Annotated in this window: 23 protein-coding genes and 1 pseudogene; 6 read left to right on the forward strand and 18 right to left on the reverse strand. The window is 67.8% G+C overall.

The genetic code is table 11. The features are described 5' to 3' along the window. Nucleotides 1-24 precede the first annotated feature (24 nt). The 13 genes from ACFPFG_RS23395 to gspG form a co-directional block, all read right to left on the reverse strand. Nucleotides 25-714: a helix-turn-helix transcriptional regulator gene (locus ACFPFG_RS23395; protein WP_380108467.1), complete on the reverse strand. Its 690-nt coding sequence runs from the start codon at nucleotides 712-714 to the stop codon at nucleotides 25-27. Nucleotides 715-718: 4 nt separating this feature from the next. Next, complete coding sequence (locus ACFPFG_RS23400; protein WP_183019573.1) at nucleotides 719-1,720, reverse strand: LLM class flavin-dependent oxidoreductase; 1,002 nt, start codon at nucleotides 1,718-1,720, stop codon at nucleotides 719-721. Nucleotides 1,721-1,805: 85 nt separating this feature from the next. After that, nucleotides 1,806-2,090 carry a hypothetical protein gene (locus tag ACFPFG_RS23405; RefSeq protein ID WP_223275171.1) on the reverse strand — a complete coding sequence of 95 codons (285 nt, stop codon included), beginning with the start codon at nucleotides 2,088-2,090 and terminating at the stop codon, nucleotides 1,806-1,808. Between the two features lie 103 nt (nucleotides 2,091-2,193). Beyond that, on the reverse strand, nucleotides 2,194-3,555 hold the full coding sequence (locus ACFPFG_RS23410) for a GspE/PulE family protein (protein WP_183019572.1): 1,362 nt from the start codon (nucleotides 3,553-3,555) through the stop codon (nucleotides 2,194-2,196). A 13-nt stretch (nucleotides 3,556-3,568) separates the two neighbouring features. Continuing rightward, on the reverse strand, nucleotides 3,569-5,938 hold the full coding sequence (gene gspD / locus ACFPFG_RS23415; RefSeq protein WP_380108470.1) for a type II secretion system secretin GspD: 2,370 nt from the start codon (nucleotides 5,936-5,938) through the stop codon (nucleotides 3,569-3,571). A 3-nt stretch (nucleotides 5,939-5,941) separates the two neighbouring features. Continuing rightward, nucleotides 5,942-6,745 (reverse strand): type II secretion system protein N, encoded by an 804-nt coding sequence (gene gspN, locus ACFPFG_RS23420; protein ID WP_183019570.1) that lies wholly within the window; start codon nucleotides 6,743-6,745, stop codon nucleotides 5,942-5,944. 2 nt (nucleotides 6,746-6,747) lie between these two features. Then, nucleotides 6,748-7,302 (reverse strand): type II secretion system protein GspM, encoded by a 555-nt coding sequence (gspM, locus tag ACFPFG_RS23425; protein WP_183019569.1) that lies wholly within the window; start codon nucleotides 7,300-7,302, stop codon nucleotides 6,748-6,750. After that, nucleotides 7,299-8,543: a type II secretion system protein GspL gene (gene gspL, locus ACFPFG_RS23430; RefSeq protein WP_183019568.1), complete on the reverse strand. Its 1,245-nt coding sequence runs from the start codon at nucleotides 8,541-8,543 to the stop codon at nucleotides 7,299-7,301. Before gspL ends, gspM begins: the two co-directional genes overlap by 4 nt. Before the next feature lie 44 nt (nucleotides 8,544-8,587). Then, the gene (gene gspK / locus ACFPFG_RS23435; RefSeq protein ID WP_197955023.1) at nucleotides 8,588-9,565 is read right to left on the reverse strand and encodes a type II secretion system minor pseudopilin GspK; all 978 of its coding nucleotides are present in this window, start codon (nucleotides 9,563-9,565) and stop codon (nucleotides 8,588-8,590) included. Beyond that, nucleotides 9,562-10,269, reverse strand: coding sequence for a prepilin-type N-terminal cleavage/methylation domain-containing protein (locus ACFPFG_RS23440; RefSeq protein ID WP_183019566.1), 708 nt, complete (start codon nucleotides 10,267-10,269; stop codon nucleotides 9,562-9,564). Before ACFPFG_RS23440 ends, gspK begins: the two co-directional genes overlap by 4 nt. Next, nucleotides 10,270-10,668, reverse strand: a complete 399-nt coding sequence (gspI, locus tag ACFPFG_RS23445; protein WP_197955025.1) for a type II secretion system minor pseudopilin GspI — start codon at nucleotides 10,666-10,668, stop codon at nucleotides 10,270-10,272. Continuing rightward, nucleotides 10,665-11,120 carry a GspH/FimT family pseudopilin gene (locus tag ACFPFG_RS23450; RefSeq protein ID WP_197955027.1) on the reverse strand — a complete coding sequence of 152 codons (456 nt, stop codon included), beginning with the start codon at nucleotides 11,118-11,120 and terminating at the stop codon, nucleotides 10,665-10,667. The genes gspI and ACFPFG_RS23450 overlap by 4 nt, the downstream gene beginning before the upstream one ends. Before the next feature lie 82 nt (nucleotides 11,121-11,202). After that, nucleotides 11,203-11,679 carry a type II secretion system major pseudopilin GspG gene (gene gspG, locus ACFPFG_RS23455; protein ID WP_012207486.1) on the reverse strand — a complete coding sequence of 159 codons (477 nt, stop codon included), beginning with the start codon at nucleotides 11,677-11,679 and terminating at the stop codon, nucleotides 11,203-11,205. Between the two features lie 22 nt (nucleotides 11,680-11,701). On the opposite strand from gspG, the gene ACFPFG_RS23460 reads away from it, so the two are divergent. Beyond that, a complete protein-coding gene (locus ACFPFG_RS23460; RefSeq protein WP_034397087.1) occupies nucleotides 11,702-12,175 on the forward strand; it encodes a type II secretion system protein N in 474 nt (157 codons plus the stop codon). Between the two features lie 6 nt (nucleotides 12,176-12,181). Here the strand turns inward: ACFPFG_RS23460 and ACFPFG_RS23465 are convergent, their stop codons facing one another. From ACFPFG_RS23465 to ilvA, 3 genes are read right to left on the reverse strand one after another with little or no spacing between them, the layout of a single operon-like run. Then, nucleotides 12,182-12,775 carry a histidine phosphatase family protein gene (locus ACFPFG_RS23465; RefSeq protein WP_312374182.1) on the reverse strand — a complete coding sequence of 198 codons (594 nt, stop codon included), beginning with the start codon at nucleotides 12,773-12,775 and terminating at the stop codon, nucleotides 12,182-12,184. Further along, nucleotides 12,772-13,584: an adenosylcobinamide-GDP ribazoletransferase gene (locus ACFPFG_RS23470; protein ID WP_380108475.1), complete on the reverse strand. Its 813-nt coding sequence runs from the start codon at nucleotides 13,582-13,584 to the stop codon at nucleotides 12,772-12,774. Before ACFPFG_RS23470 ends, ACFPFG_RS23465 begins: the two co-directional genes overlap by 4 nt. A gap of 30 nt (nucleotides 13,585-13,614) precedes the next feature. Beyond that, a complete protein-coding gene (gene ilvA, locus ACFPFG_RS23475) occupies nucleotides 13,615-15,168 on the reverse strand; it encodes a threonine ammonia-lyase, biosynthetic (RefSeq protein WP_183019561.1) in 1,554 nt (517 codons plus the stop codon). Nucleotides 15,169-15,534: 366 nt separating this feature from the next. On the opposite strand from ilvA, the gene ACFPFG_RS23480 reads away from it, so the two are divergent. Then, nucleotides 15,535-15,987, forward strand: a complete 453-nt coding sequence (locus tag ACFPFG_RS23480; RefSeq protein WP_183019560.1) for an OsmC family protein — start codon at nucleotides 15,535-15,537, stop codon at nucleotides 15,985-15,987. Between the two features lie 109 nt (nucleotides 15,988-16,096). Here the strand turns inward: ACFPFG_RS23480 and coq7 are convergent, their stop codons facing one another. Further along, nucleotides 16,097-16,714: a 2-polyprenyl-3-methyl-6-methoxy-1,4-benzoquinone monooxygenase gene (gene coq7, locus ACFPFG_RS23485; protein ID WP_183019559.1), complete on the reverse strand. Its 618-nt coding sequence runs from the start codon at nucleotides 16,712-16,714 to the stop codon at nucleotides 16,097-16,099. A 331-nt stretch (nucleotides 16,715-17,045) separates the two neighbouring features. Here coq7 and ACFPFG_RS23490 point away from each other — a divergent pair, with 331 nt between their 5' ends. From ACFPFG_RS23490 to ACFPFG_RS23500, 3 genes and pseudogenes are all read left to right on the forward strand, one after another. Next, a complete protein-coding gene (locus tag ACFPFG_RS23490) occupies nucleotides 17,046-18,122 on the forward strand; it encodes a porin (RefSeq protein ID WP_183019558.1) in 1,077 nt (358 codons plus the stop codon). Nucleotides 18,123-18,304: 182 nt separating this feature from the next. After that, complete coding sequence (locus tag ACFPFG_RS23495) at nucleotides 18,305-19,423, forward strand: porin (RefSeq protein WP_380108479.1); 1,119 nt, start codon at nucleotides 18,305-18,307, stop codon at nucleotides 19,421-19,423. An 818-nt stretch (nucleotides 19,424-20,241) separates the two neighbouring features. After that, nucleotides 20,242-20,940 (forward strand): annotated as a pseudogene (locus tag ACFPFG_RS23500) (amidohydrolase); the annotation flags it as partial. 15 nt (nucleotides 20,941-20,955) lie between these two features. On the opposite strand, the gene ACFPFG_RS23505 reads toward ACFPFG_RS23500, so the two are convergent. Next, entirely contained in the window at nucleotides 20,956-21,558 is a 603-nt protein-coding gene (locus ACFPFG_RS23505) for a TetR/AcrR family transcriptional regulator (RefSeq protein ID WP_197955029.1), read from the reverse strand. Between the two features lie 206 nt (nucleotides 21,559-21,764). Here ACFPFG_RS23505 and fabF point away from each other — a divergent pair, with 206 nt between their 5' ends. After that, a complete protein-coding gene (fabF, locus tag ACFPFG_RS23510; protein ID WP_380108481.1) occupies nucleotides 21,765-23,090 on the forward strand; it encodes a beta-ketoacyl-ACP synthase II in 1,326 nt (441 codons plus the stop codon). Nucleotides 23,091-23,110 lie beyond the last annotated feature (20 nt).

The following is a 23,110-nucleotide window of genomic DNA, read 5'->3' on the forward strand; positions in this document are numbered from 1 at the left end:
TGACAGTTTTTGTCAGCAGTGGTGTCAGCGGACCGTGTAGCCCATTTGCCGCGACCAGCGTTCGATCAGGCCGCTGCGATGGTCGGGATAGCGCTCGTGCAAATCGGTGACGGAGCGCACGCGGTCGGCGCGGAAATGGCGAAAGTCCTGGCGCAGTTCGCACCAGGCCGCAAGAATGCGCCGCTGATCGAAGAAAGCCATGGCAAAAGGCCAGATCTGGCGCTCGGTCGGCTGGCCCTTCTCATCCGTGTAGTGCAGCAGCACCCGGTGCTGGCGCCTTATGGCCAGGCGCAGCGCGGTCTGCCAGGGCTCGGTCACGGATTCGTGGCAGATGGGCGGCACCAGCAGGCCGCTGGTGTCCACCTCGATGCGCAGCTCCAGCGGCAGCGCGCTGCGTATGCGGTCCAGGGCGGCGGTGGCGGCCTGGGCGAGCTCGGGGTCGGCCTGGCGGCTGGCCCAGCGCGCGCCCAGCAGCAGGGCTTCCAGCTCATCGGGCGTGAACATCAGCGGCGGCAGCAGAAAGCCGGGCCGCATCTCGTAGCCCACGCCCGGGTCGCCCGCAATCGCGGCACCCTGCTCGCGCAGGGTGGCGATGTCGCGGTAGAGGGTGCGCAGGCTCACCTCCAGCTGCCGGGCCAGCACGGGCCCGGCCTGGGGCAGGCGCGCGCGGCGCAGCAGGTCGATCAGTTGCAGCAGCCGGGCGGAGCGGCTCATGCCTTCAGCGGCCCAGGGCCTGGGCCGTGATCTCCAACGAGCGCAGGCGCAGATCGCGGTCATACACGTCGCTGACCAGGATCAGCTCGTCCGCCTCGGTGTCGGCCTGCAGCTTTTGCAGGCGCGAGCGCACCTTGTCCGGGCCGCCGATGGAGGCCACGGCCAGGAAGTCGCCGATGGCGCGGCGCTCCTGCTCGCCGAGCTGGGCCGCATAGTTCTCGATGGGGCGCGGCAGCAGTCCGCGCCGGCCCGTGATGATGCCCAGCACGCGCTGGTAGGTGCTGCTGGCCAGGTACTCGGCCTCGTCATCGGTGGGCGCCGCGATCACGGGGGCGCCGACGATCACATAGGGTTTGGCCAGTTGGGCCGACGGCTTGAACAGGCTGCGGTACAGCTGCACGGCCTGGTAGAGCATGCGCGGCGCGAAGTGCGAGGCAAAGGCGTAGGGCAGGCCCAGGTGGGCGGCCAGCTGGGCCGAGAACAGGCTGGAGCCCAGCAGCCAGATCGGCACATTGGTGCCTGCGCCCGGCGTGGCCACCAGCTTTTGATCGGGCGTGGCCGGACCCAGCAGGCGCTGCAGCTCCATCACGTCGCGCGGGAAGTCTTCCTCGGTCTCGACCCGGTCACGGCGCAGGGCGCGCATGGTGGCGCCATCGGTGCCGGGCGCGCGGCCCAGGCCCAGGTCGATGCGGCCCGGGTACAGCTCGGCCAGCGTGCCGAAGGCCTCGGCCACCACCAGGGGGGCATGGTTGGGCAGCATGATGCCGCCCGAGCCCACGCGGATCTTCGAGGTGCCGCCTGCGATGTGGCCGATCAGCACGGCCGTGGCCGAGCTGGCGATGCCGGGCATGTTGTGGTGCTCGGCCAGCCAGTAGCGCTCGAATCCCAGTTCCTCGGCCTTGCGGGCCGTGGCCAGCGCAATGTCCAGGGCCTCGGCGACGGTGCCGCCTTCGCGCACGGCCACGAGGTCGAGCATGGACAGACGGACTTCATTGAATGATGTCATGGCAGGTTCCAACTTCCAGTTCACGGTGGGTGGGGGCGGCGCGGGCCTTGCCGCGCCAGGGCATTCCTGGTGTGCGTTCGCGCACTCAGTTTCTTCTGGACATTTCCCGCGCGCAGGTGATGCCCAGCACCACGCACCAGACCAGGGGGAGGATGGCCGCAGCCAGATGGTTCTCGCCCTGCTGGATGGCCAGCCAGGACAGCGGCAGCGCCACCAGCGCCGACAGGCGGATGACGCGGCGCAGCTGGCTGGTGGACAGCCGGGACTTGAACCACCACAGGGCGATGTAGCTGATCAGGCTCAGCGTGGCGACCCACAGGAACAGGTCGCCGCCATAGGGAGCGCTCCAGGCGCGTAGGGATTCCAACATGCCGACCATTGTGGCAAACGGGGATGCCCCGTGCTGCGCAGGGTCTGGCGTTGGCGTCTGTCCCGGGCGTCTGTCCGGGGGGGCCGGATGTGTGTCCCTGGGCCTAGTCGCGCGTGACGCGCAGCACTTCCTCGGGCGTGGTGATGCCCTCGCGCACCAGTCGCTCGCCATCGTCGCGCATCAGGCGCATGCCCGAGGCCAGCGCGGTGTCGCGGATCTCGGCCTCGCTGGCCTGGCGGTGGATCTGCGCGCGGATGGTGTCGTCCACCACCAGCATCTCGAAGATGCCGGTACGCCCCCGGTAGCCGCTGGGTTCGGTGGTGTCGATCTTGCGCACCAGGCGCTGTGCCAGCACGCCCAGCAGGGAGGAGGACAGCAGGAACGGCTCCACGCCCATGTCGATCAGGCGGGTAACGGCGCTGGAGGCGTCGTTGGTGTGCAGCGTGGCCAGCACCAGGTGGCCCGTCAGCGAAGCCTGGATGGCGATCTGCGCGGTCTCGAAGTCGCGGATTTCACCGATCATGATCACGTCCGGGTCCTGGCGCAGGATGGCGCGCAGGGCCTTGGCGAAGGTCAACTCGATCTTGGCGTTGACCTGGGTCTGTCCCACGCCGGCCAGCTCGTACTCGATGGGATCCTCCACCGTCATGATGTTGCTGCGGCTGGCGTCCATGCGCGACAGCGCCGCGTACAGCGTGGTGGTCTTGCCCGAGCCCGTGGGGCCGGTGACCAGCACGATGCCGTGGGGCTGGGCCGTCATGTGGGTGAACCGCCTCAGCGTCTCGCCCTGCATGCCCACGGCCTCCAGGCTGAGCTTGCTCTCGCTCTTGTCCAGCAGGCGCAGCACGGCGCGCTCGCCGTGGGCGCTGGGCAGGGTGGAGACGCGCACGTCGATGGCGCGCGTGCCCAGGCGCAGGCTGATGCGGCCGTCCTGGGGCAGGCGCTTTTCGGCGATGTCCAGGTCGGCCATGATCTTCAGGCGCGAGATCAGCGCCGCGTGCAGGGCCCGGTTGGGCTGCACGACCTCGCGCAGGTCGCCGTCCACGCGAAAGCGTACGCTGGAGTGGCGCTCGTAGGGCTCGATGTGGATGTCGCTGGCGCCGTCGCGCGCGGCCTGCGTGAGCAGGGCGTTGAGCATGCGGATGATGGGCGCATCGTCTGCAGTCTCCAGCAAGTCCTCGACGGCGGGCAGCTCCTGCATCATGCGCGAGAGGTCGGCGTCGGACTCGACCTCGCTGACCACCAGGGCGGCGCTGGACTCGCCCTGCGAGTAGGCGGCGCTGATGCGGTGGGCCAGCATGCCCGCGTCCAGCATCTGCCAGCGCTGCACCGCATGCTTGCGCTGGACCTCGGACAGGGCCTGCCAGTCGGGCGAGGGGCCGTGCCAGAGCAGGGGCTCGTGGCCGTCGTCCTCGATCAGCAGCTGGCTGGTGCGCGCGAACGCATAGGGCAGGGGATAGCGCATGGGCCCTCCTGCCTCAGAGCGCGCCGGGGGCGGCCGGCACGGGGGCGGGCGCTGCGGGCTGCGGCTGGGTGAAGTCGATCAGCTCCGGCCTGGCGCCCGGCACGTTGACGATGGCGGCCGGGTTGGTGAACGAGCCGGGATCGTGCTGCGGCGTCAGCGTGGGCAGCACGGGTGCGGCATTGACCGAGCGCAGCAGGGCGCTGGGCTCGGGCTGCAGGCTCTGCTGCTGCGCGCGAATGGCTTCGTAGCGCTCGGACGAGACCTGGTTGGTCGCACTCGCATCGCGCATCACCACGGGGCGCAGGAAGACCATCAGATTGGTCTTGTTGCGCTTTCGGTTGGTGTTGCGGAACAGGTTGCCCACGACGGGAATGTCGCCCAGCAAAGGCACGCGGTCCTCGGCCTGGGAGTAGTTGTCGTCGATCAGGCCGCCGAGCACGACGATGTTGCCGTCCTCGACCAGCACGTTGGATTCGATGGAGCGCTTGTTGGTGGTCAGGCCGTTGCTGTCCTTGCGCGTGGACTCGTCCACCGAGGAGACCTCCTGGAACACGGCCAGCTTCACCGTGCCGTTCTCGTTGATCTGCGGGCGCACGCGCAGCATCAGGCCCACGTCCTTGCGCTCCACCGTGGTGAAGGGGTTGACCGTGCCGCCCGTGGAATTGCTGGCGTAGGAGCCCGTGACCATGGGCACGTTCTGGCCCACGATGATGCGCGCCTCCTCGTTGTCCAGCGTCATCAGGTTGGGCGTGGACAGGATGTTGGCGTCGCCGCTGTTTTGCAGGAAGTTGGCCAGGAAGCCCAGCGTGTCCTTGCCGTTGACGCGCTGCGTGAAGCCCAGGTTGGTGCCTCTCAGACTGGTCAATGTGTCGCCCGTGATGGCGCTGCCGTCGATGCCTCCCTCCTTGACCAGGCCAAGCAGGTTCAGGATGTTGGCGCCCGCCACATTGGAGTTCGTGCCCAGGGTGCCGATCACGCGGCCGTTGTTGCTGAGCATGGCCTGCCACTGGATGCCGAACTGGGCCAGGCGGTTGTCCTTGATTTCGACGATCAGGCTTTCGATCAGCACCTGGGCGCGGCGGCCGTCGAGCTTGTCGATCACGGCGCGCAGCTGGCGGTAGACCGGCGGCGGGGCCGTGATGATCAGCGAGTTGGTCGAGGGGTCGGCCTGGATCATGCCGCCCGTGGAGGGCTGCTGGGCCACGCCCAGGGCTCCCCCGCCGCCACTGCTGCCCAGGCCCGAGGAAGAACCCATTCCCATGGAGGCCGTGCCGCTGGAGTCACGCGAGACCACGGGCTGCGAGGTGGGGGGGGACGACATGCCGCCGCTGCCCTGCGCCATTGCGCCGCCCGCGCCGGGCTGGCCGGCGGTGCCGGCGGCCGTGGCCTGGGCGCCGATGGCCGCGCGCAAGGTGGTGGCCAGCGCCACGGCGTCGGCGTTCTTCAGATAGACCACATGGATGTTGCCCTGGTCGCCGCCGCCGTTCATGGCGGGCTGGTCCAGCCGCGCGATCAGCGAGCGCACCTGGGCCAGGCGTGCGGGGTTGGCCGCGCGCAGCACGATGGAGTTGCTGCGCGGCTCGGCCATCAGCGAGGTCTTGAAGGCGTTGTCGCTCTGGCCCGGAATATTGGCGCCGCCGGCGGTCACGGCGAGGCCGCCGGGGCTGGCCGTGCCGCCTTCGATCAGGCGCGAGACCAGGGCCACCATGTCGGTGGCCACGGCATGGCGCAGGGGAATGATTTCGACATCGGTGGCGTTGGACACATCCATGGTCGCCACGATGCGCGAGATGCGCTGCAGGTTGTCTGCGTAGTCGGTGATGACCAGCGAGTTGTTGCCCGGGTTGACGTTGATGGTGTTGTTGGGGCTGATCAGCGGGCGCAGCACCGGAACCAGGTTGGCCGCGTTCTCGTAGTTGAGCTTGAAGATCTGGGTGACGATCTGGCTGCCGGCGCTGCTGCGGCTCGCGCCCACGGCCACTTCGCTGGCCTGCAGCTTGGCGTCGGCTTCGGGGATGACCTTGTACAGGCCGGCCGATTCGACAATGGTGAAGCCCTGCAGGCGCAGCGCGGCCAGGAACTGCTGGTAGGCGGTGGCAGGCGGCACGGGCCTGTCGGTCAGCAGCGTGATCTGGCCCTTGACGCGCGGATCGACCACCACGTTGCGGTTGGTGATGGCGCCGATGGCGCGCGAGACGGCCTCGATGTCGGCGCCCGAGAAATTCAGTGTCACAGGCTCGCCGGGGCGCAGGCTGGGCGTGGCGCCGGCCGGTGCATTGGTCTGCTGGGCCTGGGCGGTGCCAGCGGTGCAGGCCAGCATGGCGCTGACGGCCAGCGTGTGCAGGGTGTTGCGCCAGAACGGGGTCGTGTGCTGCTGAGTCATGGATCAACCAAAGGAAATGATGGACCGGGGCCCCTGGCGCCGTCCCAGAATGTTGAGCAGGTTGGACAGCGCGGTTTCGCGCTCCGGGCTGGCCGAGGCCTCGCCCTGGAAATGCAGCCGCTGGCCCACCCATTGGCCCTGGCCGCTCAGGCGCAGGTCGCCGGTCAGGGTACTGAGCTGCAGTTGCGGACTGTCGCCCCCGAGAACGTCCAGCCGGTAGCTGCCCAGCGGGCGCAGCGGTGACAGGCGTGAGGATACGGCCAGCGCCTCCAGGCGCGTGCTGCCCTCGCTGCGCCAGCGGCCCGATTGCCACAGCAGTTGCAGCTGCAGGGCCTGCGTGGCCAGCCGCAGCTGGCCTTGCAGGTCCACCGTGTTCCAGGGCGTGCCCAGACCGGACAGCAGCGAGGCGGGCCAGCGCGTGTCGCTGTCATGCACCACGGCGCTCAGGCCCTGCCAGCGGGGCAGCAGGTCCAGCACCACGGGCGCGGGTGTGCAGCATTCGCTGCGCAGTTGTATGCGGGCGCCGTCCAGGCGGGGGCGCAGCGTCCATTCCAGCCGTGTGGGCAGGGCCGCGCGGTCGCGGCTGCCCGCGCCTCCGGTGAAGACCAGGGACGCCGAGCCGTTCCACAGCGTGCCGCGCGGCTGCTGCAGCAGCACCTGGCCCTGCGTGGCCGAATCCACGCCGCGCGCCAGCCAGGCGGCGGGTGCCCAGACGACGGTGGTGGCCACCAGGCCACACAGGGCACCGGCCAGCGCCCAGCCGCGCGGTGCGCGCAGGGACGGCTGGGAGCGGGACTTGCGTTGCATGCTCAAGGCGCCCGCGACGGATCGGCGGGCAGGTCCAGCACCAGGCTGCCATCCCAGCGCACGGCATCGGCAGCGCCTGCGGCGCCGGAGGCAGCGCTGGGGGATGCGCTGCGGGCCAGCTTCATCTCGGCCGGAACGGCATGGGTGTTGCTGCGGACCTGGGCCAGCCAGCGCGCCAGCGCGGCGGCGGGTGCGGCCTTGAGCGTGATCTGTGCGCGGTCGCCCATCCAGTTCAACTGGGCGGAGGCGCCCAGTTCGGCGGACAGCGAGCTTTGCAGCAACGCCTTGGCATCGCCGACCACGGGGCGTGCGTTGCCGCGCAGCTGTTCGGCCTCGGCCTGCAGCAGCTGCATCTGGCGCAACTGGCGGTCGGCCTGGGCGTGGCGTTCGGGCGCGGTGCGCAGGCTGTGCAGCGCGGGGGCCAGGGCTACCCACCACAGCAGGGCCAGGGCCACCACGCCACCGGCCAGCAGCGTCATGTTCTGTTCACGCGGCGCCAGGGCATTCCAGCGCGCGCGCAGTGTTGCCAGGCTTTGGCGGGATGTGCGCATGTTCATGGCCGGGCCTCCGGGGCAAGCAGCAGGTCGGCGCCGTCGCGCTGCAGTCGCAGGCCGCTGCCAGCCAGATGTTGTTGTGCCTGCTCCAGTGCCTCGGCCTCCAGCGAGACGCCCTTGAGGCGCAGCTGCCGGTCCTGGTAGTCCATGGCCTGGGGCAACTGGCCAGCGGGCAGGGCCCGGGATGCGGCGGCCAGCATGGGCTCCAGGTCGCCCTGCGTCAGCGCGCCGGCGGTCTGGCGCAGCATGGCGACTTCGCGCTGCATTTGAACGGGCGCGTCAACGATGACGGGCACGCGGGGGAAGCTGGTGGCCAGCGTGGAGCGCACCTGGACCTGCTTGGCCGCGATGGCGCGGTTCTCGGTCCAGGCCCAGGCATTGAGGCCGGCCACCTGGGCCAGCAGGGCGAGTACGGCGCCCCAGCGCGCTGCCTTCCATTGCGGCGCGCGCAGAAAGCTCTGCCAGCCGTCGAGCATGCGCCGACGGGTGCGGCTGCCGCCGCCCAGGTCGAGGTCGAACTGTGCCAGGTCCCAGGCCTGGGCGCGGGCTGCCAGGCCGCGCTGGGCATCCGTCAGCAGGCTGACGGGGCGCTGCAGGGCCTCGGCGGCGCGGGCCAGCGCCGGGTCGGCCTGGACCGGGGTGTCGGGGGGCACGGCCTGCAGCAGTGCGGCCAGGAGGGCGGGGTCGGCACTGTCGCTGCGCAGCGGCAGGCAGGCCAGCGAGTCCAGGCCCTGCGGGGCGGTGCTCAGGCCGGTGGCCAGCAGCCAGGCCGATTCGGGCGAGCCCACGGCCCAGAGCTGGGGTGTGGCCTGGGGCGGACATTCCGGCACGATGCGGCCCACGGGCCGCCCTGCGGATTCCAGGGCCTGCAGGTGGGCATGGAGCCAGGCCTTGTTGCAGGCGGCAACCCAGCAGGGCTCGCCTGCGCGTGCCTGTGGCTGCAGGGCCAGGTGCAGTTGGGAGGGCTCGTCGAGCAGGCGCTCTTCCAGCAGCCCGTCGAGCACGGCGCGCAGGCGCACATGTCCACGCCGGCTTCCCGTAGGCACGCCATGGGGGAGGCTGACCAGATGCCAGGACAAGGCCTGGTGCGGCACCACGGCAACCGTCTGGCCAGTACGGCCAGGATCGGGCAGCAGGCCTGCGGCGGCGTGGCCATGCCGGTCGGCGCGCAGGCCGTCACTGCTGAGTGCGTAGGCGTATTCGCCAGCGGGGCCCGCAGGCAGATGAAGAATCAAGGTGCTCATGGGCGGAAGCGGGCATTGTAGGGGGCGAGTGTGACAGCCATCTGTCATGGCGCGGGAGCTTCGGGCAATCCCCAGTCCCCCCTCTCACGCCAGATGGTAGTGACTGTCATGTTGCTGCGACGCAACATGGAGCGTTCGCTGGCCATGATCTCGCCCAGGCGCATGCGGCCACGCGCCTCGAAGAAGCTGGTGGCCACCGACAGGTTCTGTCCTTCGAATTTCTGCGGCAGGCCCAGCGCGTTGGAGGCATCGGCCAGGCTGCGCAGCGGGCGCGATGCGCGCAGCTGCACCAGTTGGCTGGCCTGGGACCAGGTCAGGTCCTCCACGCTGGCCCAGATGACTTCGGCGCTGGCGGTGTTGAGGTTGACGGGCGTGTTCTCTGGCAGCAGGGTGATATAGGGTTCCAGGCGCGCGACGACCTCGGGCGGCAGGCCCAGCCAGCCGAACTGGCCCAGCGTGCGCGGCATCAGGAACTGCGAGCCCTCGCCAGGGGTGGCGGCCGCGCGCAGGGCCTGGACGATCTGCGTGGCATAGGCAGGGGGCAGGTTCAGGCGCTCCAGCAGACGGGACAGCGGGCGCAGGGTTTCGGGCCTGTCGGGCGCGCCCAGCAGGTTGCGCAGGTTCAGGCGCGACTGCAGGTCGATGATCTGGCCCGAGAGAAAGGCGTCCTGCATGTCGGCCATGCCGTCATCGACCTGGCTGACGTTGTTCTGCGCCGCCAGAAAGGTGGACAGGCGCGCCTCCTGCAGCGGCACGGCCCAGGGTTCGGCCAGATGGTCCACCTGCAGGCTGGTGCGTGCATCCTCGGCCAGCACCACGCGCGACCAGTCCAGCGCGCCCAGCAGGATCCAGGCGGCCTGCATGCGGTTGCGCTCGGCGGTCTCGACCTCCACGCTGCGCCACTGCTGCCACAGCGCGGTGGCGGCAAACGTGGCGACCAGCGTGACGGTGAGCATGGCGGCCAGCAGGGCCACGCCACGGTGGCTGCGGCGGCCGGGCAGGGGGCGGGATGCGCGGATCATGATCGGCTGTTGGAGCGCAAGGGGTTGACCCAGTCCATGGTGACGCGGCCAGGGATGGCGCTGTCGGGCGGCAGGGTCAGTTCGACGCGGATGCCGTCGGGAATCGTGGGCAGCTGCGCGCTGCTGTTGGTGCCGCCGGACGGCGGGTTGACCGTGCCCGTGCCGTTGTCCGAGCCGCTGGACTGCGGATTGCTCCAGGCGTTGTCGCGGTAGTAGTACAGGCGCCATTGGTCCAGGGGCATCAGCACGGTTTCGCGCCGGCGCTGGTCGTCCGAGGGGTTGCGCCCCCATTGCGATCCCTGGTTCCAGGCATCGCGCCACTGCGCGCGCGTGCGCAGCGGCGGCGACTGCCAGCGCAGCCACTGGTCGCGCCCGGCCGTCTGGCGGCGCGCCCAGGCGACGACCACGGCGCCGTCGTCCACGACGGCGCTGCTCTTGCGGGTCATGCGCAGCACCTGGCCGTCCCAGTCGATGACCTGCGTGTTTTCAAGCGGCATCAGCGCTTCGAGGTCGGCATTCCATTGGGCGATGACGGTCTGCAGCACCATCTGCTGCTCGTTGCGGGCACGAATGGTCTCCTGCGAGCGCACCATGCTGTCCAGCCCGCGCCAGCTCACCAGGGCCAGCAGGGCCATGACGGCGATGGCCACCATCAGCTCCACCAGGGTGAAGCCGTGCGTGCGGGAGGGGTGATGCAAGCGCATTCAGAAGCGTCCCACGATGGTGGATACGCGCAGCACGGGATGCTCTGCCGTGACCACCAGGGCATCGACGCGGCGGAAGCTGGGATTGGGCGTGGGCCGCACGCTGAGCCGGACCTGCAGTTGCCGGCCGCCCTGCTCGCAGGGCACGCTGTTGTCGCCCACGGGTGGCATCTGGCGCGACAGGCGCATGCGCACCAGCTCGTTTTGCGCGCACAGCTGGGCCAGCAGCACCTCGGACTGGCGCTCGGCGTTGAGTGTCAGGGCCGATGTGGCCTGCAGACCGGCCATGAGCGCAATGCCCACGATGCCCAGGGCCACCAGCACCTCAATCAGCGTGAAGCCGCGTGCCGGGCGCTTGGGGGCACCGTGTCTTCGACGCGGTCCGTGAATGGCTGTCATGGCAGGGACTGCACGGCAAAGGGCCGCAGTCCATCCGTGGCCACGCGCAGCGGGGGGCTGGTGGAGTCGCGCAGCGTGAGCGTGACGGACTGGGGCGGAATCAGCGGCTCGGGGCCCAGTACCAGCGGCGTGGCCGGCTGTGCCTGCACACCGGGCTGCAGCCACTGTGAGGGCAATTGCGCGCTGGCCGGCAGGCCCTCGAAGCGAAAGCCCTGCGGCATGGGCCGCCAGCGCACGGGCACGCCGTTGGCACGGGCCTGGGCGCGGGCAGACTCCAGCAGCGCGGCCAGGCGTTCGGCCTCGCGTTCCAGCTGTGCCTGTCCGCTGTCGCGCAGCGACAGGCTCACGCCTGCGGCGGCAATCGCCATGATGCTGATGACGACCATCAACTCCAGCAGGGTGAAGCCGCGCGAAGGGGGGGGCAGGGAGGAGGGAGCGGTCTGGCGGGGCATGAGAGCAGGCAGGCCCGCCGGGAGCGCGGGCCTGTGGTGCGATGCGGCGCGGCCCCTGCGGGCCGTCGCCCGGGCCATCGACTTATTGCCAGCTGCCGATGTCGGCATCCTTGCCCTCTCCGCCGGCCTGGCCGTCGGCGCCAAAGGACATGATGTCGATGGGGCCCTTGATGCCCGGATTCAGGTACTGGTAGGGACGGCCCCAGGGGTCGTTGGGCAGCTTTTCCAGGTAGGGCTTCCAGTTGTTGGGCAGCGGTCCGCTCGTGGGGCGGACGATCAGGGCCTGCAGGCCCTGCTCCGCCGTGGGATAGCGCTGGTTGTCCAGGCGATAGAGCTTGAGCGCCTGGGAGATGTTGGTGATGTCGGTGCGTGCAGCCGTGACGCGTGCATCGTCGGCGCGGTCCAGCACATTGGGCACGATCAGGGCCGCCAGCACGCCGATGATGACCAGGACCACCATCAGCTCGATCAGCGTGAAGCCGCGCTGGACGGCAGTGCGCAGGGCAGGCAACGGACGGCGGGGAAGGCTGGTCATGGAACGGTGCAGCAAATTGGACATATCGCTCCATCATAATCGCGCGATGGTGACACTTTCATTGAACCGCGGCCAGGCCCGGACCTGGCATGTCAAGGCGGCCACATTCGTGCTCTGGCTGTTGGCTGCCGGCGTCGTGGCTTTCTGGGCCATGCGCCTGGGCAACGGCGGCGCGGGAGCGCCCGTGCCACCCGCGCCCGCCGAGCCCTTGCAGGTCGATGCGCCTGCGCTGGCGCAGGCGCTGGGAGGGGTGGCAGCCGCGCAGGGCGCCGTCGCCCCCGCTGCAGCGCCTGTGGTCTCGCGCTATGCGCTGGTCGGCGTGCTGGCCGGGCGCGACAGCGGCGGCGGCGCGGCGGTCATCGCCGTGGGCAACCAGCCGGCCAAGCCCTTCCGCGTGGGGCGCGCCGTGGAAGACGGCGTGGTGCTGCAGTCGGTGTCGGGCCGCGAGGCGCGCCTGGGTCCCAGGGTCGATGGCCCGGCTTCCATCACGCTGCAGATTCCCCTGCCCGACAAGCGCTGATCCCGGTCAGCGCGGCAACGGCAGGTCCAGCACCAGCCAGCCGCCAAAGTCAGGCGCGGGCAGCGTCCATCGGTCTGCCTGGGGCAGGGCATTGCCTTCGCGCATCAGCCATTGCACGCAGCGCGCCACGCCGGCATGGGTGATCCAGACGGTGTCGCGTGCGGCGCCCTCGCCCTCCGAACCCCTGCTCGCCTGCAGCAAGGCCTCATCCACCCTGCGCAGCATGGTCGCCAGGGACTCCCCCCGGCCCGGCGTGTGCCCGGCAAGGTCTGCCGCCCAGGCGTCGATGGCACTGCGGTCCAGCGCATCCCAGGGCTGGCCTTCCCACTCGCCGAAGTCCATCTCCAGCAGGCGGCTGTCCGCCGCCGATGCCAGGCCGGGCCGCAGTGCCTGCAGGGCCTGTGCCAATTGACGGCATCTACGCAGCGGCGAATGCACTAGCAGGCAATCCGCAGGCAGGGCGAGATGCAGGGCCTGCGCCGCATCGGCCGTGGCCTGGGCGTCGGCCTCCATGTCGAGCCGGCCATAGCAGATGCCGGGCGCCACCAAGGGTCGGGCATGGCGTACCAGCCAAAGGCGCGGGATGGGCAAAGCGTTCATTGCATGCGCATCAGCACAGCGGCGGCGCCCAGCAGCATGGCCAGTTCACAGACCTGCTGGGCGGCGCCCAGGCAATCACCCGTCATGCCGCCCAGCCGGCGGCGCAGCCAGTGCACCATGGCGGCCGTGACCAGGGCGCCGGGCAGGGCTACGCCGATGACGAGCGGCGGGCCCGCCAGCCAGCCTGTCAGCGCCAGGGCGGGCAGGCACCAGAGGGTTGCCGCGACCAGGTCCCTGGCAGCCAATGGCCGACCTGCGGCGTGCAAGGCCTTGGAGTGGGCGGCCTGGCCCACATAGGGAAGGCATTGCATCAGGGCCAGCGGCGCCATGCGCGAAAGCACATGGATGCTGCACAGCAGCAAGGCCGCCCATTGCAGGTGGACGCCGACCAGCAGCGCGACCAGGGATAGCTTGGCCAGCAGCGCCATCACCAGGGCCATGGCGCCGTAGGCTCCCAGGCGCGAGTCCTTCATGATTTCCAGCGCGCGCTCGGGCGGGACAAGGCCGCCCAGGCCGTCGGCCACATCGGCCAATCCGTCTTCGTGCAGCCCGCCGGTCAGCCACAGCGTGGCAACGGTGGAAAGAACGGCGGCAACCAGTGGCATCCAGGGGCTGGGCGCCAGCAGCCAGCCCGTTGCCGCCAGGCACGCTGCACCCCATGCGCCCACCAGCCATCCGACGCCGGGCAGATGGGCAACGCTGGCGTGCTGCAGCTGGGGGCTCCAGCCAGCCCAGGCGGCCAGCCGCCCCGTGACCGGGATGCGGCTGAAGAACTGGACGGCCAGGACAAAGTGGCGAAGCGGCTGCATGGGCGTGTCAGTGCCGGCCAGCCAGGACCGTCACTTGAGGAAAAGCTGGTAGGCCGGGTTGGCGGTTTCCTCGACCCACGGGTAGCCAAGATTGCTCAGGAAGGCGTCGAATTTCTTGCCATCCTTGGCCGGCACCTGCATGCCGACCAGGATGCGGCCGTAGTCGGCGCCCTGGTTGCGGTAGTGGAACAGCGAGATGTTCCAGGTCGGCGCCATCAGGCTGAGGAACTTGAACAGTGCACCGGGGCGCTCGGGGAAGACGAAGCGCAGCAGGCGCTCTTCCTGCGCCAGCGGCGAATGGCCGCCGACCATGTGGCGCAGATGTTCCTTGGCCATGTCGTCGAAGGTCAGGTCCAGCGCCTCGAAGCCCTGCTTCTCGAAGTTCCTGGCGATCTTCTCGGACTCGCCGCGTGCCGCCGTGGTCAGGCCCACGAAGACATGGGCCTTGTTCTCGTGGCTGATGCGGTAGTTGAATTCAGTCACGTTGCGCGGGCCGCCGGGCAGCTTGCCCACCGCTTCGCAAAAACGCTTGAAGCTGCCGCGCTCCTCGGGGATGGTCACGGCGAACAGGGCCTCGCGCTCCTCGCCCACCTCGGCCCGCTCGGCCACGAAGCGCAGCCGGTCGAAGTTCATGTTGGCGCCGCACAGGATGGCGGCATAGGTCTCGCCCTTGGTCTTGTGCTTGGCAACGTACTGCTTGATGGCCGCCACGGCCAGGGCGCCGGACGGCTCGACGATGGAGCGCGTGTCCACGAAGATGTCCTTGATCGCGGCACAGACGGCGTCGGTATCGACCACCACATAGTCGTCCACCAGGCCCTGGGCGATGCGGAAGGTTTCCTCGCCCACCAGCTTGACGGCCGTGCCGTCGGCGAACAGGCCCACGTCGGCCAGTTCCACGCGATGGCCGGCACGCACGGACTGCAGCATGGCGTCCGAATCCTTGGTGTGTACGCCGATCACCTTCACGTCAGGGCGCACGGCCTTGATGTAGTTGGCCACGCCCGAGATCAGGCCGCCGCCGCCGATGGCGACAAAGACCGCGTCCAGGCGCGGGCTGCCCAGCTTTTGCAGCTGGCTCAGCATTTCCATGGCAATCGTGCCCTGGCCGGCGATCACGTAGGGATCGTCGAAGGGGTGCACAAAGGTCAGGCCCTTTTCCTTTTGCAGCCTGACGGCGTGCTTGTAGGCGTCGGAATAGCTTTCACCGGCCAGTTCCACCTCGCCGCCCAGTGCCTGCACCGCATCGATCTTGACCTGGGGCGTGGTGGTCGGCATCACGATCACGGCACGGCAGCCGAGCTTGCGTGCACCCAGGGCCACGCCTTGCGCATGGTTGCCGGCCGAGGCGCAGATCACGCCCTTTTCCAGCTGCTCGGCCGACAGGTGCGCCATCTTGTTATAGGCGCCGCGCAATTTGAAGCTGAATACCGGCTGCTGGTCCTCGCGCTTGAGCAGCACCTTGTTGTGCAGGCGGCGGCTCAGCGCCTTGGCGGGCTCCAGGTCTGACTCCACGGCCACGTCATAAACGCGCGCGGTAAGGATCTTGGTCAGGTAGTCGGCAGGGGTCAGGGGGTGGTTCATCGTCGGCGAAAGGCTGGAGAGCAGCAGGCCGGGAGGCGGCCCGTCGGTGTCAGGCGGCCATCATAGGCGCTTGTGAATCATGCTGCAGTGCAGCCTCCTGCACGGGCCGGGAGCGACGAAACCAAAAAAAAGCCCCAGGCCGCAAAGCCGGGGGCTGAATCCACCAATAGAGGAGGTGGAGGAGACAACTGGTGCGATGCAGAGCGAAGTTGGTTCACAATCTGCAGTCCATCTGGAGGAGTGTCCGGGTTAACCCTTCAGATAACGCTTGGGTGCATTGTATGCACGACAAGTGCTGCGTTGCAACAAAATCAGGGTTTTTGTGTAGTTGATGCAAAATAGCAACAGTTTTTTGAGGACGCGACAATGGAATGCACAGTGAGTTGGACAGGCGGCACGACCGGCATGCGCTCGGGCATGGGCTTCGTGGCGGAAACGGGCAGCGGCCATGTGGTCAATATGGATGGGGCACCGGATGCGGCCAATCCCGCCAACGGGGGGCAGAACCAGGCACCCCGCCCCATGGAGATGCTGCTGGCCGGTGCAGGCGGCTGCACGGCCTACGACGTGGTGCTGATCCTCAAGCGCGGCAGGCATGCCGTCAAAGGCTGCAGCGTCAAGCTCACTTCGGAGCGCGCCGATGCGGACCCCAAGGTGTTCACCAGGATCCACATGCAGTTCACCGTCAGCGGTACGGGCCTGCCAATGGGCGCGGTGGAGCGCGCCATCGCCATGAGCCATGACAAATACTGCTCGGCCACCATCATGCTGGGCAAGACGGCCGAGATCACCACGGGATTCGACATCGTCGAGGCCTGATGTCGGCCGATGGCCGGGCTTGCGCCTAGGTGCGGCCCTCCTGAAATGAAGAAAGCGGGCAGGGCCCGCTTTTTTGCGCTGGAATGCCGTTTCAATTGTTCTTGAAGATTCAGATGCGGTGGGCGGTTGTCGTCATCACCTTGGCCGCCAGGCGCATCAAGGCGCGGGCGGGGGGGGGCAATTCCAGGGCGCCGGCTTCGCGCGCTGCGGCGGCATGGCGTTCCTCGTCATCCTTCATGCGGGCCACCACGGCCAGCGAGGCGCGGTCTTGCTCGGGCAACAGGTCCAGATGGCTTTCCAGATGGGCGGACACCTGCTCCTCCGTCTCCACCACAAAACCCAGGCTGGCCGCATCGCTGATCTTGGCGGCCACCACACCGATGGCGAAGGCGCCGGCAAACCACAGCGGGTTCAGCAGGCTGGGCCGGTCGCCCAGGGCGTTGAGCCGGTCGCGGGTCCACGCCAGGTGGTCGGTCTCCTCGCGCGCCGCCTCCAGCAGGTGCTCGCGCAGCACCATGTCGCGCGTCACCATGGCCTGGGCGTTGTACAGCGCCTGGGCGCAGACCTCTCCGACATGATTGACGCGCATCAAGGCGCCCGACAGGCGGCGCTGTGCCTCGGTCAGCTCACCCTCCGCGATGCCGGTGGCGGGCGAGCGCTCGGCGGCGGAAGGCTGTGCAAACAGGGTGCGAAGCGCCGCATCGGCGGCAGTCAGTATCTTGTCCATGGGCGGTCCCTTGAGCGGAAAGTCTTGGCAAATTCAGGGTCTGAACGGTACACCAGGACGCCATGCCCTCTCTTTGTGCAAGCGCAACAAGGCCGGCGCGATGTTCGGGTTGGGCCTGATTGTGTTGGTCTGCAGGTTTGTTGCGGCAGTGCAACGAAAAACGGGGGGTAATGCCCGTTTGTGGGTGAATTTCTTTGCATGGGCAGCGGTGGTCTGGTGCAATAGGCCCTAACTTCCCCACCAGGAGGTTGGCGCGGGAAACCGGTGGAGCATCAGGCCAAGCCTCTCTTCCTCACGACCGGCGCCCTTCTAAACCTTGGAGTAACTCGTAATGAAAAAATCTCTGATTGCCCTGGCAGTGCTGGCTGCTTCCGGCGCCGCAATGGCTCAATCTTCCGTGACCCTGTTCGGTATCGTGGACACCGGCATCGCCTACGTGAACAAGGATCAAGCAGGCGACAGCCGCTACGGTCTGGGCACCAGCGGCAACGCAACCAGCCGTCTGGGCCTGCGCGGCACGGAAGACCTGGGTGGTGGTCTGAAGGCCGGCTTCTGGCTGGAAGGCGAAATCTTCGGCGATACCGGCAATGGCAATGGCTTTGACTTCAAGCGTCGTTCGACCGTGAGCCTGTCGGGCAACTTCGGTGAAGTGCGCCTGGGCCGCGACCAAGTGCCCAGCTTCCAGAAGCTGACCTCCTACGACCTGTTCAGCGCCACCGGTATCGGCCAGTTCATGGGCTTCCGTAACTGGGCCGGCGGTGTGAACTCCGACGACAACGGTATCCGCGCCAACAACCTGGTGTCTTACTACACCCCCAACTTCGGCGGCTTCAACGCTGGTATCGGCTACGCTTTCGACGAAAAGCGTGCTGCTGGTTCCGCTAACAACGTTGGCCGTTACGTCGGCGGCTATGTTGCATACGACAACGGCCCCCTGAGCGTGAGCCTGGCCCTGGCACAACAAAAGACTGCCGTTGGCCTGATCGCTGCTGACCGTGACGAAATGACCCTGGGCGCTTCGTACAACTTCGGCGTTGCCAAGCTGACCGGCCTGCTGCAGCAGACCAAGTTCAAGCGTGACGTCGGCGCTGACATCAAGACCAACTCCTACATGCTGGGCGCTTCCGCTCCCGTGGGCGGCGTGGGCGAAGTCAAGCTGCAGTATGCTCTGTACGACCAAAAGAACATCGACTCCAAGGCTCACCAGATCACTCTGGGCTACGTCCACAACCTGTCCAAGCGCACCGCTCTGTACGGCAACCTGGCGTTCCTGAAGAACAAGGATGGTTCCACTCTGGGTCTGGGCGCCAAGGGTCTGGGTTCCTACAGCGAAGGCGCTACTGCCTACTCCGTGCGTCCTGGCGAAAGCCAGACTGGCGTGCAAGTCGGCATCCGCCACGCTTTCTAATGAACGGCTGGCGTAAGCCAGTTGCCATTTGAAGCAAAAAAGAGCCAGTCTTCGGACTGGCTCTTTTGTTTTGTGCTAGGGAAAGACCTGTGTTGTGCTTGTGCCAACGGTGACGAGGCGGGAAAAGCGTTTCTAGAATGAAATTTCCACCAACCAATCGTTAACAAGAGAGAGACAACACAATGAATTCTTCATTCGTGAAAAAGAGCGTGGCACTGGCGGTGTTGGCAGCAACGGCACCCTTGGCAGCATTCGCCCAGCAAAGCAGCGTGCAGTTGTACGGCATCGTCGATGCCGGTGTGCGGCACACCACCAATGAAGGTCCGACCAAGAGCGGCAAGACCCAGATGATCGGCGGCGGCATGTCGCAGAGCCGCTGGGGCATCAACATCACCGAGGACCTGGGCGGCGGTCTGGCAGCCATTGCCAACCTGGAAGCCCGTTTCCTCACCGATACCGGCGAGCAGGCCGCGGCCAGCTATTTCCAGCAATCCTGGGTGGGCCTGCGCAGCAAGAGCTTTGGCCAGGTCACCCTGGGCCGCCAGTACAACATGCTGTTCGACCTGGTGACCTCCACCTATGCATCTTTCCCATACTCGCCGTACATGGAGGCCTACAAGCCTGAAATCGGCATGTCCATGGGGGCGCGCGCCAGCAACATGGTCAAGTACCTGGCCGAGTTCGGCCCCGTGCGCGGCGCCCTGCAGTATTCGTTCGACGAGAACAACACCTTCGACAAGGTCGGTGCCGCCGTGAGCCCTGGTGGCGCCATCAAGACGGCCGGCGGCTATCTGCGCTACTCCCAAAGCGGCATTTCCGCAGGCGCCGGCTACCTGGGCACCACGCTGCCGGCCGGCACCAAGGTCGATGCCTATACCCTGGGCGGCTCCTACCGCGTGGGTCCCTGGTACGTCAACCTGGGCTACGGCCTGAACAAGCGCAAGGACGCATACCCGGCGGCAACCGCAGGCGGTGGATTCGACCAGGCCATCCTCAATTCCTTCTGGACGGGCTCGTCCAACGGCGGCTTCGTGGCCGGCGACGCCAACAAGCGCCAGATGTACAAGATGGGCTTCGGCTACCAGATCACGCCCCAGATCAATGTGGGCGCGCATTACTACCATGCCAAGCAGTCGGGCTCGGGCACGGGTAATTTCAATGGCAAGGCAGACTTCCTGGTGGCGGTGGTCGACTACGCCTTCTCCAAGCGTACCGATGCCTATGTGGCCCTGGACCACACCAAGACCAGAAGAGGGGGAAGAGGGGAGGGTTTGAGGGTAGAAATTTGGAGCAAAAAATAGAGATAGGATTATCGAGGGGGGGGAGAAGGAGAATGAGGGGGAGAGGTGATAGAGGATTAGAGTAATTAGGTTGGGGAATAAGGAGGGGTGGAAGTGGTGTGGGGGGGGGTTTAAGGTAGTTGGGATGTAGGGGGGGGAGGGGAGGGAGTTGGTGAAGGAGTTATTGGGTTGGAGATGGGGAATTAGTTGGAGTTTGGTTAATTGGATGTGGGTTGAATAGAGGGGGGGTGTATTGGGATGGGGAGGGGAGGGGAAGGGGAATGGTGAGAAATGGTAATAAAGGTGAGTGGGTAGGGAGGGGGAGGGAAAGGGTGTTGGGGGGTTGGAATGAAGGTAGGGGGTGGAGTGGGTATAGAGGATAGGAGGAGAGGAGGATGGGGGGTGGTAGGGAGTATGGGGGGAGGGAGGGTTGGTTGATTATTGGTAGGGGGGATTATTAGGGGGTGGGGGGAAGGGGTGAAGGGTGGGTGTGGGGTTGTGGGGGTGGGTGGGGGTTTGGGGGGGGGGTGGTGGGGGGGGGGGGGGGGGTGTGGGAAAGGGGAGGAAGTGGGGTTTGGGGGGGTTGGGTGGGATGGGGGTGGGGGTGTGGGGGTGGGTGGGTGTGGGGTGGGGGGTTTTTGGTGTTAATGGGAGGGGGGGGGGTGGGTTGATAGAGTTTAGGGGTTGGGTGTTGGATGGGTGTGGGTGGGTTGGGAGTTGGTGGGGTGGGGGATATAGGGTGGTGGTTGGGAGAGGACGACGACGAGCGGAAATGATTCGCAGATGGTAATTTTCGACAGTTTTAAAAATGAAGTAAAGGTAAGCAAAACTAAATGGGCCCGCCAATGCGTGCGGGCACGGTGGGGATCAACATGGGCGCGATGATGGCGGCTGCCGACCGCATCACCATCGAGATCACGGGGCGCGGCGGCCATGGTGCGCATCCCTACCAGACGGTGGACGTGGTGCTGGCGGCCGCGCACATCACCACGGCGGTGCAGAGCATCGTCTCGCGCAATGTGCGCGCCATCGACAGTGCCGTCATCAGCCTGTGCGCCGTGCAGGCCGGGGACCTGGGCGCCTTCAGCGTGATGCCGGGCACGGCAACGCTGGTGGGAACCGTGCGGACCTTCGACCCCGCCGTGCAGGACCGTGTCGAGCAGCGCCTGCAGGAGTTGTGCAGCGCGGTGGCGCTGGGGCTGGGGGCCACGGCCAAGGTCAACTACGAGCGCATCTATCCCGCCACCATCAACTCCCCCGCGGAGGCCGCCTTTGCTGCCGATGTGGCCCAGACGCTGGTGGGGGTGGAGAACCTGGACCGGCAGCTGGAGCCCAGCATGGGCGCCGAGGACTTCTCGTTCATGCTGCAGCACAAGCCCGGTGCCTACCTGCGCCTGGGGCAATCCACGGGCGCCCAGCCCGGGGTGCCGCTGCACAGCAGCCGGTATGACTTCAACGACGACGTGTTGCCACTGGGCGCGGCCTTGCACGCCAGCCTGATCGAGCAGGCCATGCCGCTGCATTCGCAGGACGTATAGCGCAGGCGGAGCGGGTCAACGGGCCTGGCCCTCGGGCGCAAGAAGGTGGGCCTGCACCGTTTTCAGAATCTCGTCGGACAAGCCTGGATTGGCCGCGACCGTGGCGCGTGCCAGGACCAGGGCGCCCACCATGCTGCTGAGCATGGCCATGGCCTGGGCGCGCTGTGTGGCATCGGGTGCCTGATCGTCGCCAAGTGTGCCGATCACGCGCGCAAATCTGCCGATGTTGCGTTCCACCCCTTCGGCGAACACCGCTGAAAGATCGCCGCCTGCCCGGGCCACGTCCACGGCCAGCGCCGCAGCGGGGCAGCCCTCGCCGGGGCTGTCGCGGTGCTGCGGCGACAGATAGGACTGCACGCGCGCGGCAAGGCTGCCGGCCTGTTCACCCTGCAGGCCGTCCAGCGGCGCGATGGACCAGTCGAAGGCGCGTGCGCAGGCCTCGCGCACCAGCGCATCCTTGGATTCGAAGTGGCGATAGAGCCCGCCGTGCGTGAGCCCCGCGCCGCGCGTCACCTCGGCCACGCCGACGCCGTCCAGCCCGTGCTCGCGGTACAGCCGTGCGGCGGCTTCGAGGATGTCCTGCCGGTTCTGCGCGGCCTGGGCTTTCGTGACTTTCATGTGCGCTATCCAATGATTGTGGTCGTTATCAAAACACGTTTATGATGACGGACATCATCATAAATCAGCCCTTGCCATGGCCTGTGCGCCATGTTCTGCAGGGGCTGTGCACTCTACAGGGAAGAACCGATGAATGCCTGTTCACTTCTGCGCAGCCTGCTGCCTGGGCACGCTCCGACCTCCGCACGGTGTGCCAGGAGCGGCTCATGAGTACGGTCCATACAGCGCATACATCCCATACGGCCCATACTGCGGCCCACCTGCCCCGCCGCGTGGTCATCACGGGCATGGGCATGGTCTCGCCGCTGGGGCGGGGCACTGAATTGGCCTGGCGGCGCCTGCTGTCCGGCGCATCGGGCCTGAGCCGGCTGCCCGAGGATCTGGCGCCCGATGTGCCGGGCCAGGTGGCAGGCCAGGTGCCCGACCTGGCCCGGGACCCGGAAGGCGGCTGGGACATCGATGCCGTGGTCTCGCCCAAGGACCAGCGCAAGATGGACCGCTTCATTCCGCTGGCGCTGGACGCTTCGGACCAGGCCCTGGCCCAGGCCGGCTGGCAGCCTGCCAGCGAGCAGGAGCGCACGCGCACGGCCTGCATCATTGCCTCGGGCATCGGCGGCTTTGGCGCCATTGCCCAGGCCGTGCGCACCACGGACAGCCGGGGGGTGTCGCGCCTGTCGCCCTTCACCGTGCCGTCTTTCCTGGTCAATCTCGCGGCCGGGCATGTGTCGATACGGCATGGACTCAAGGGCCCGCTGGGCGCCCCCGTCACGGCCTGCGCGGCCAGCGTTCAGGCGGTGGGCGACGGCCTGCGCATGATCCGTTCGGGCGAGGCCGATGTGGCGCTGTGCGGCGGCGCCGAGGCAGCCATCGACCGCGTGAGCCTGGGCGCATTCGCGGCGGCCAAGGCCCTTTCCACGGGATACAACGACCGGCCCGAGGAGGCCTCGCGCCCCTTCGACACGGGCCGCGACGGCTTTGTGATGGGCGAGGGCGCGGGCGCCCTGGTGCTGGAGGGACTGGACCATGCGCTGGCGCGCGGTGCCGTGCCGCTGGCGGAAGTGGTGGGCTACGGCACCAGCGCCGATGCCTATCACATCACCTCGGGCCCGGAGGATGGCGACGGCGCGCGCCGCAGCATGGCACAGGCGCTTGCCATGGCCGGGCTGGCGCCGGATCAGCTGCAGTACCTCAATGCCCATGCGACCTCCACGCCCGTGGGCGACCGGGGCGAGCTGGCGGCCATGCGCTCCCTGTTCGGCGAGGGAAGCGGCGTGGCGATCAGCTCCACCAAGTCGGCCACGGGCCATCTGCTGGGCGCGGCGGGCGCGGTGGCGGCCATCTTCACGGTGCTGGCGCTGCGCGACCAGATGGCGCCGGCCACGCGCAATCTCGTGGAGCCCGATCCCCTGGCCCAGGGGCTGGACCTGATCGCCGGCGCGGCCAGGCCCTGGGCCATGGAGCATGCCCTGGTCAACGGTTTCGGCTTTGGTGGCGTCAACGCCTCGCTGGTGCTCAGGCGCTGGCAGGGCTGAACGAGGCGGGTGGGCTGGGG

It is taken from the genome of Delftia deserti, assembly GCF_042653485.1.
GTDB lineage: Bacteria > Pseudomonadota > Gammaproteobacteria > Burkholderiales > Burkholderiaceae_C > Comamonas > Comamonas acidovorans.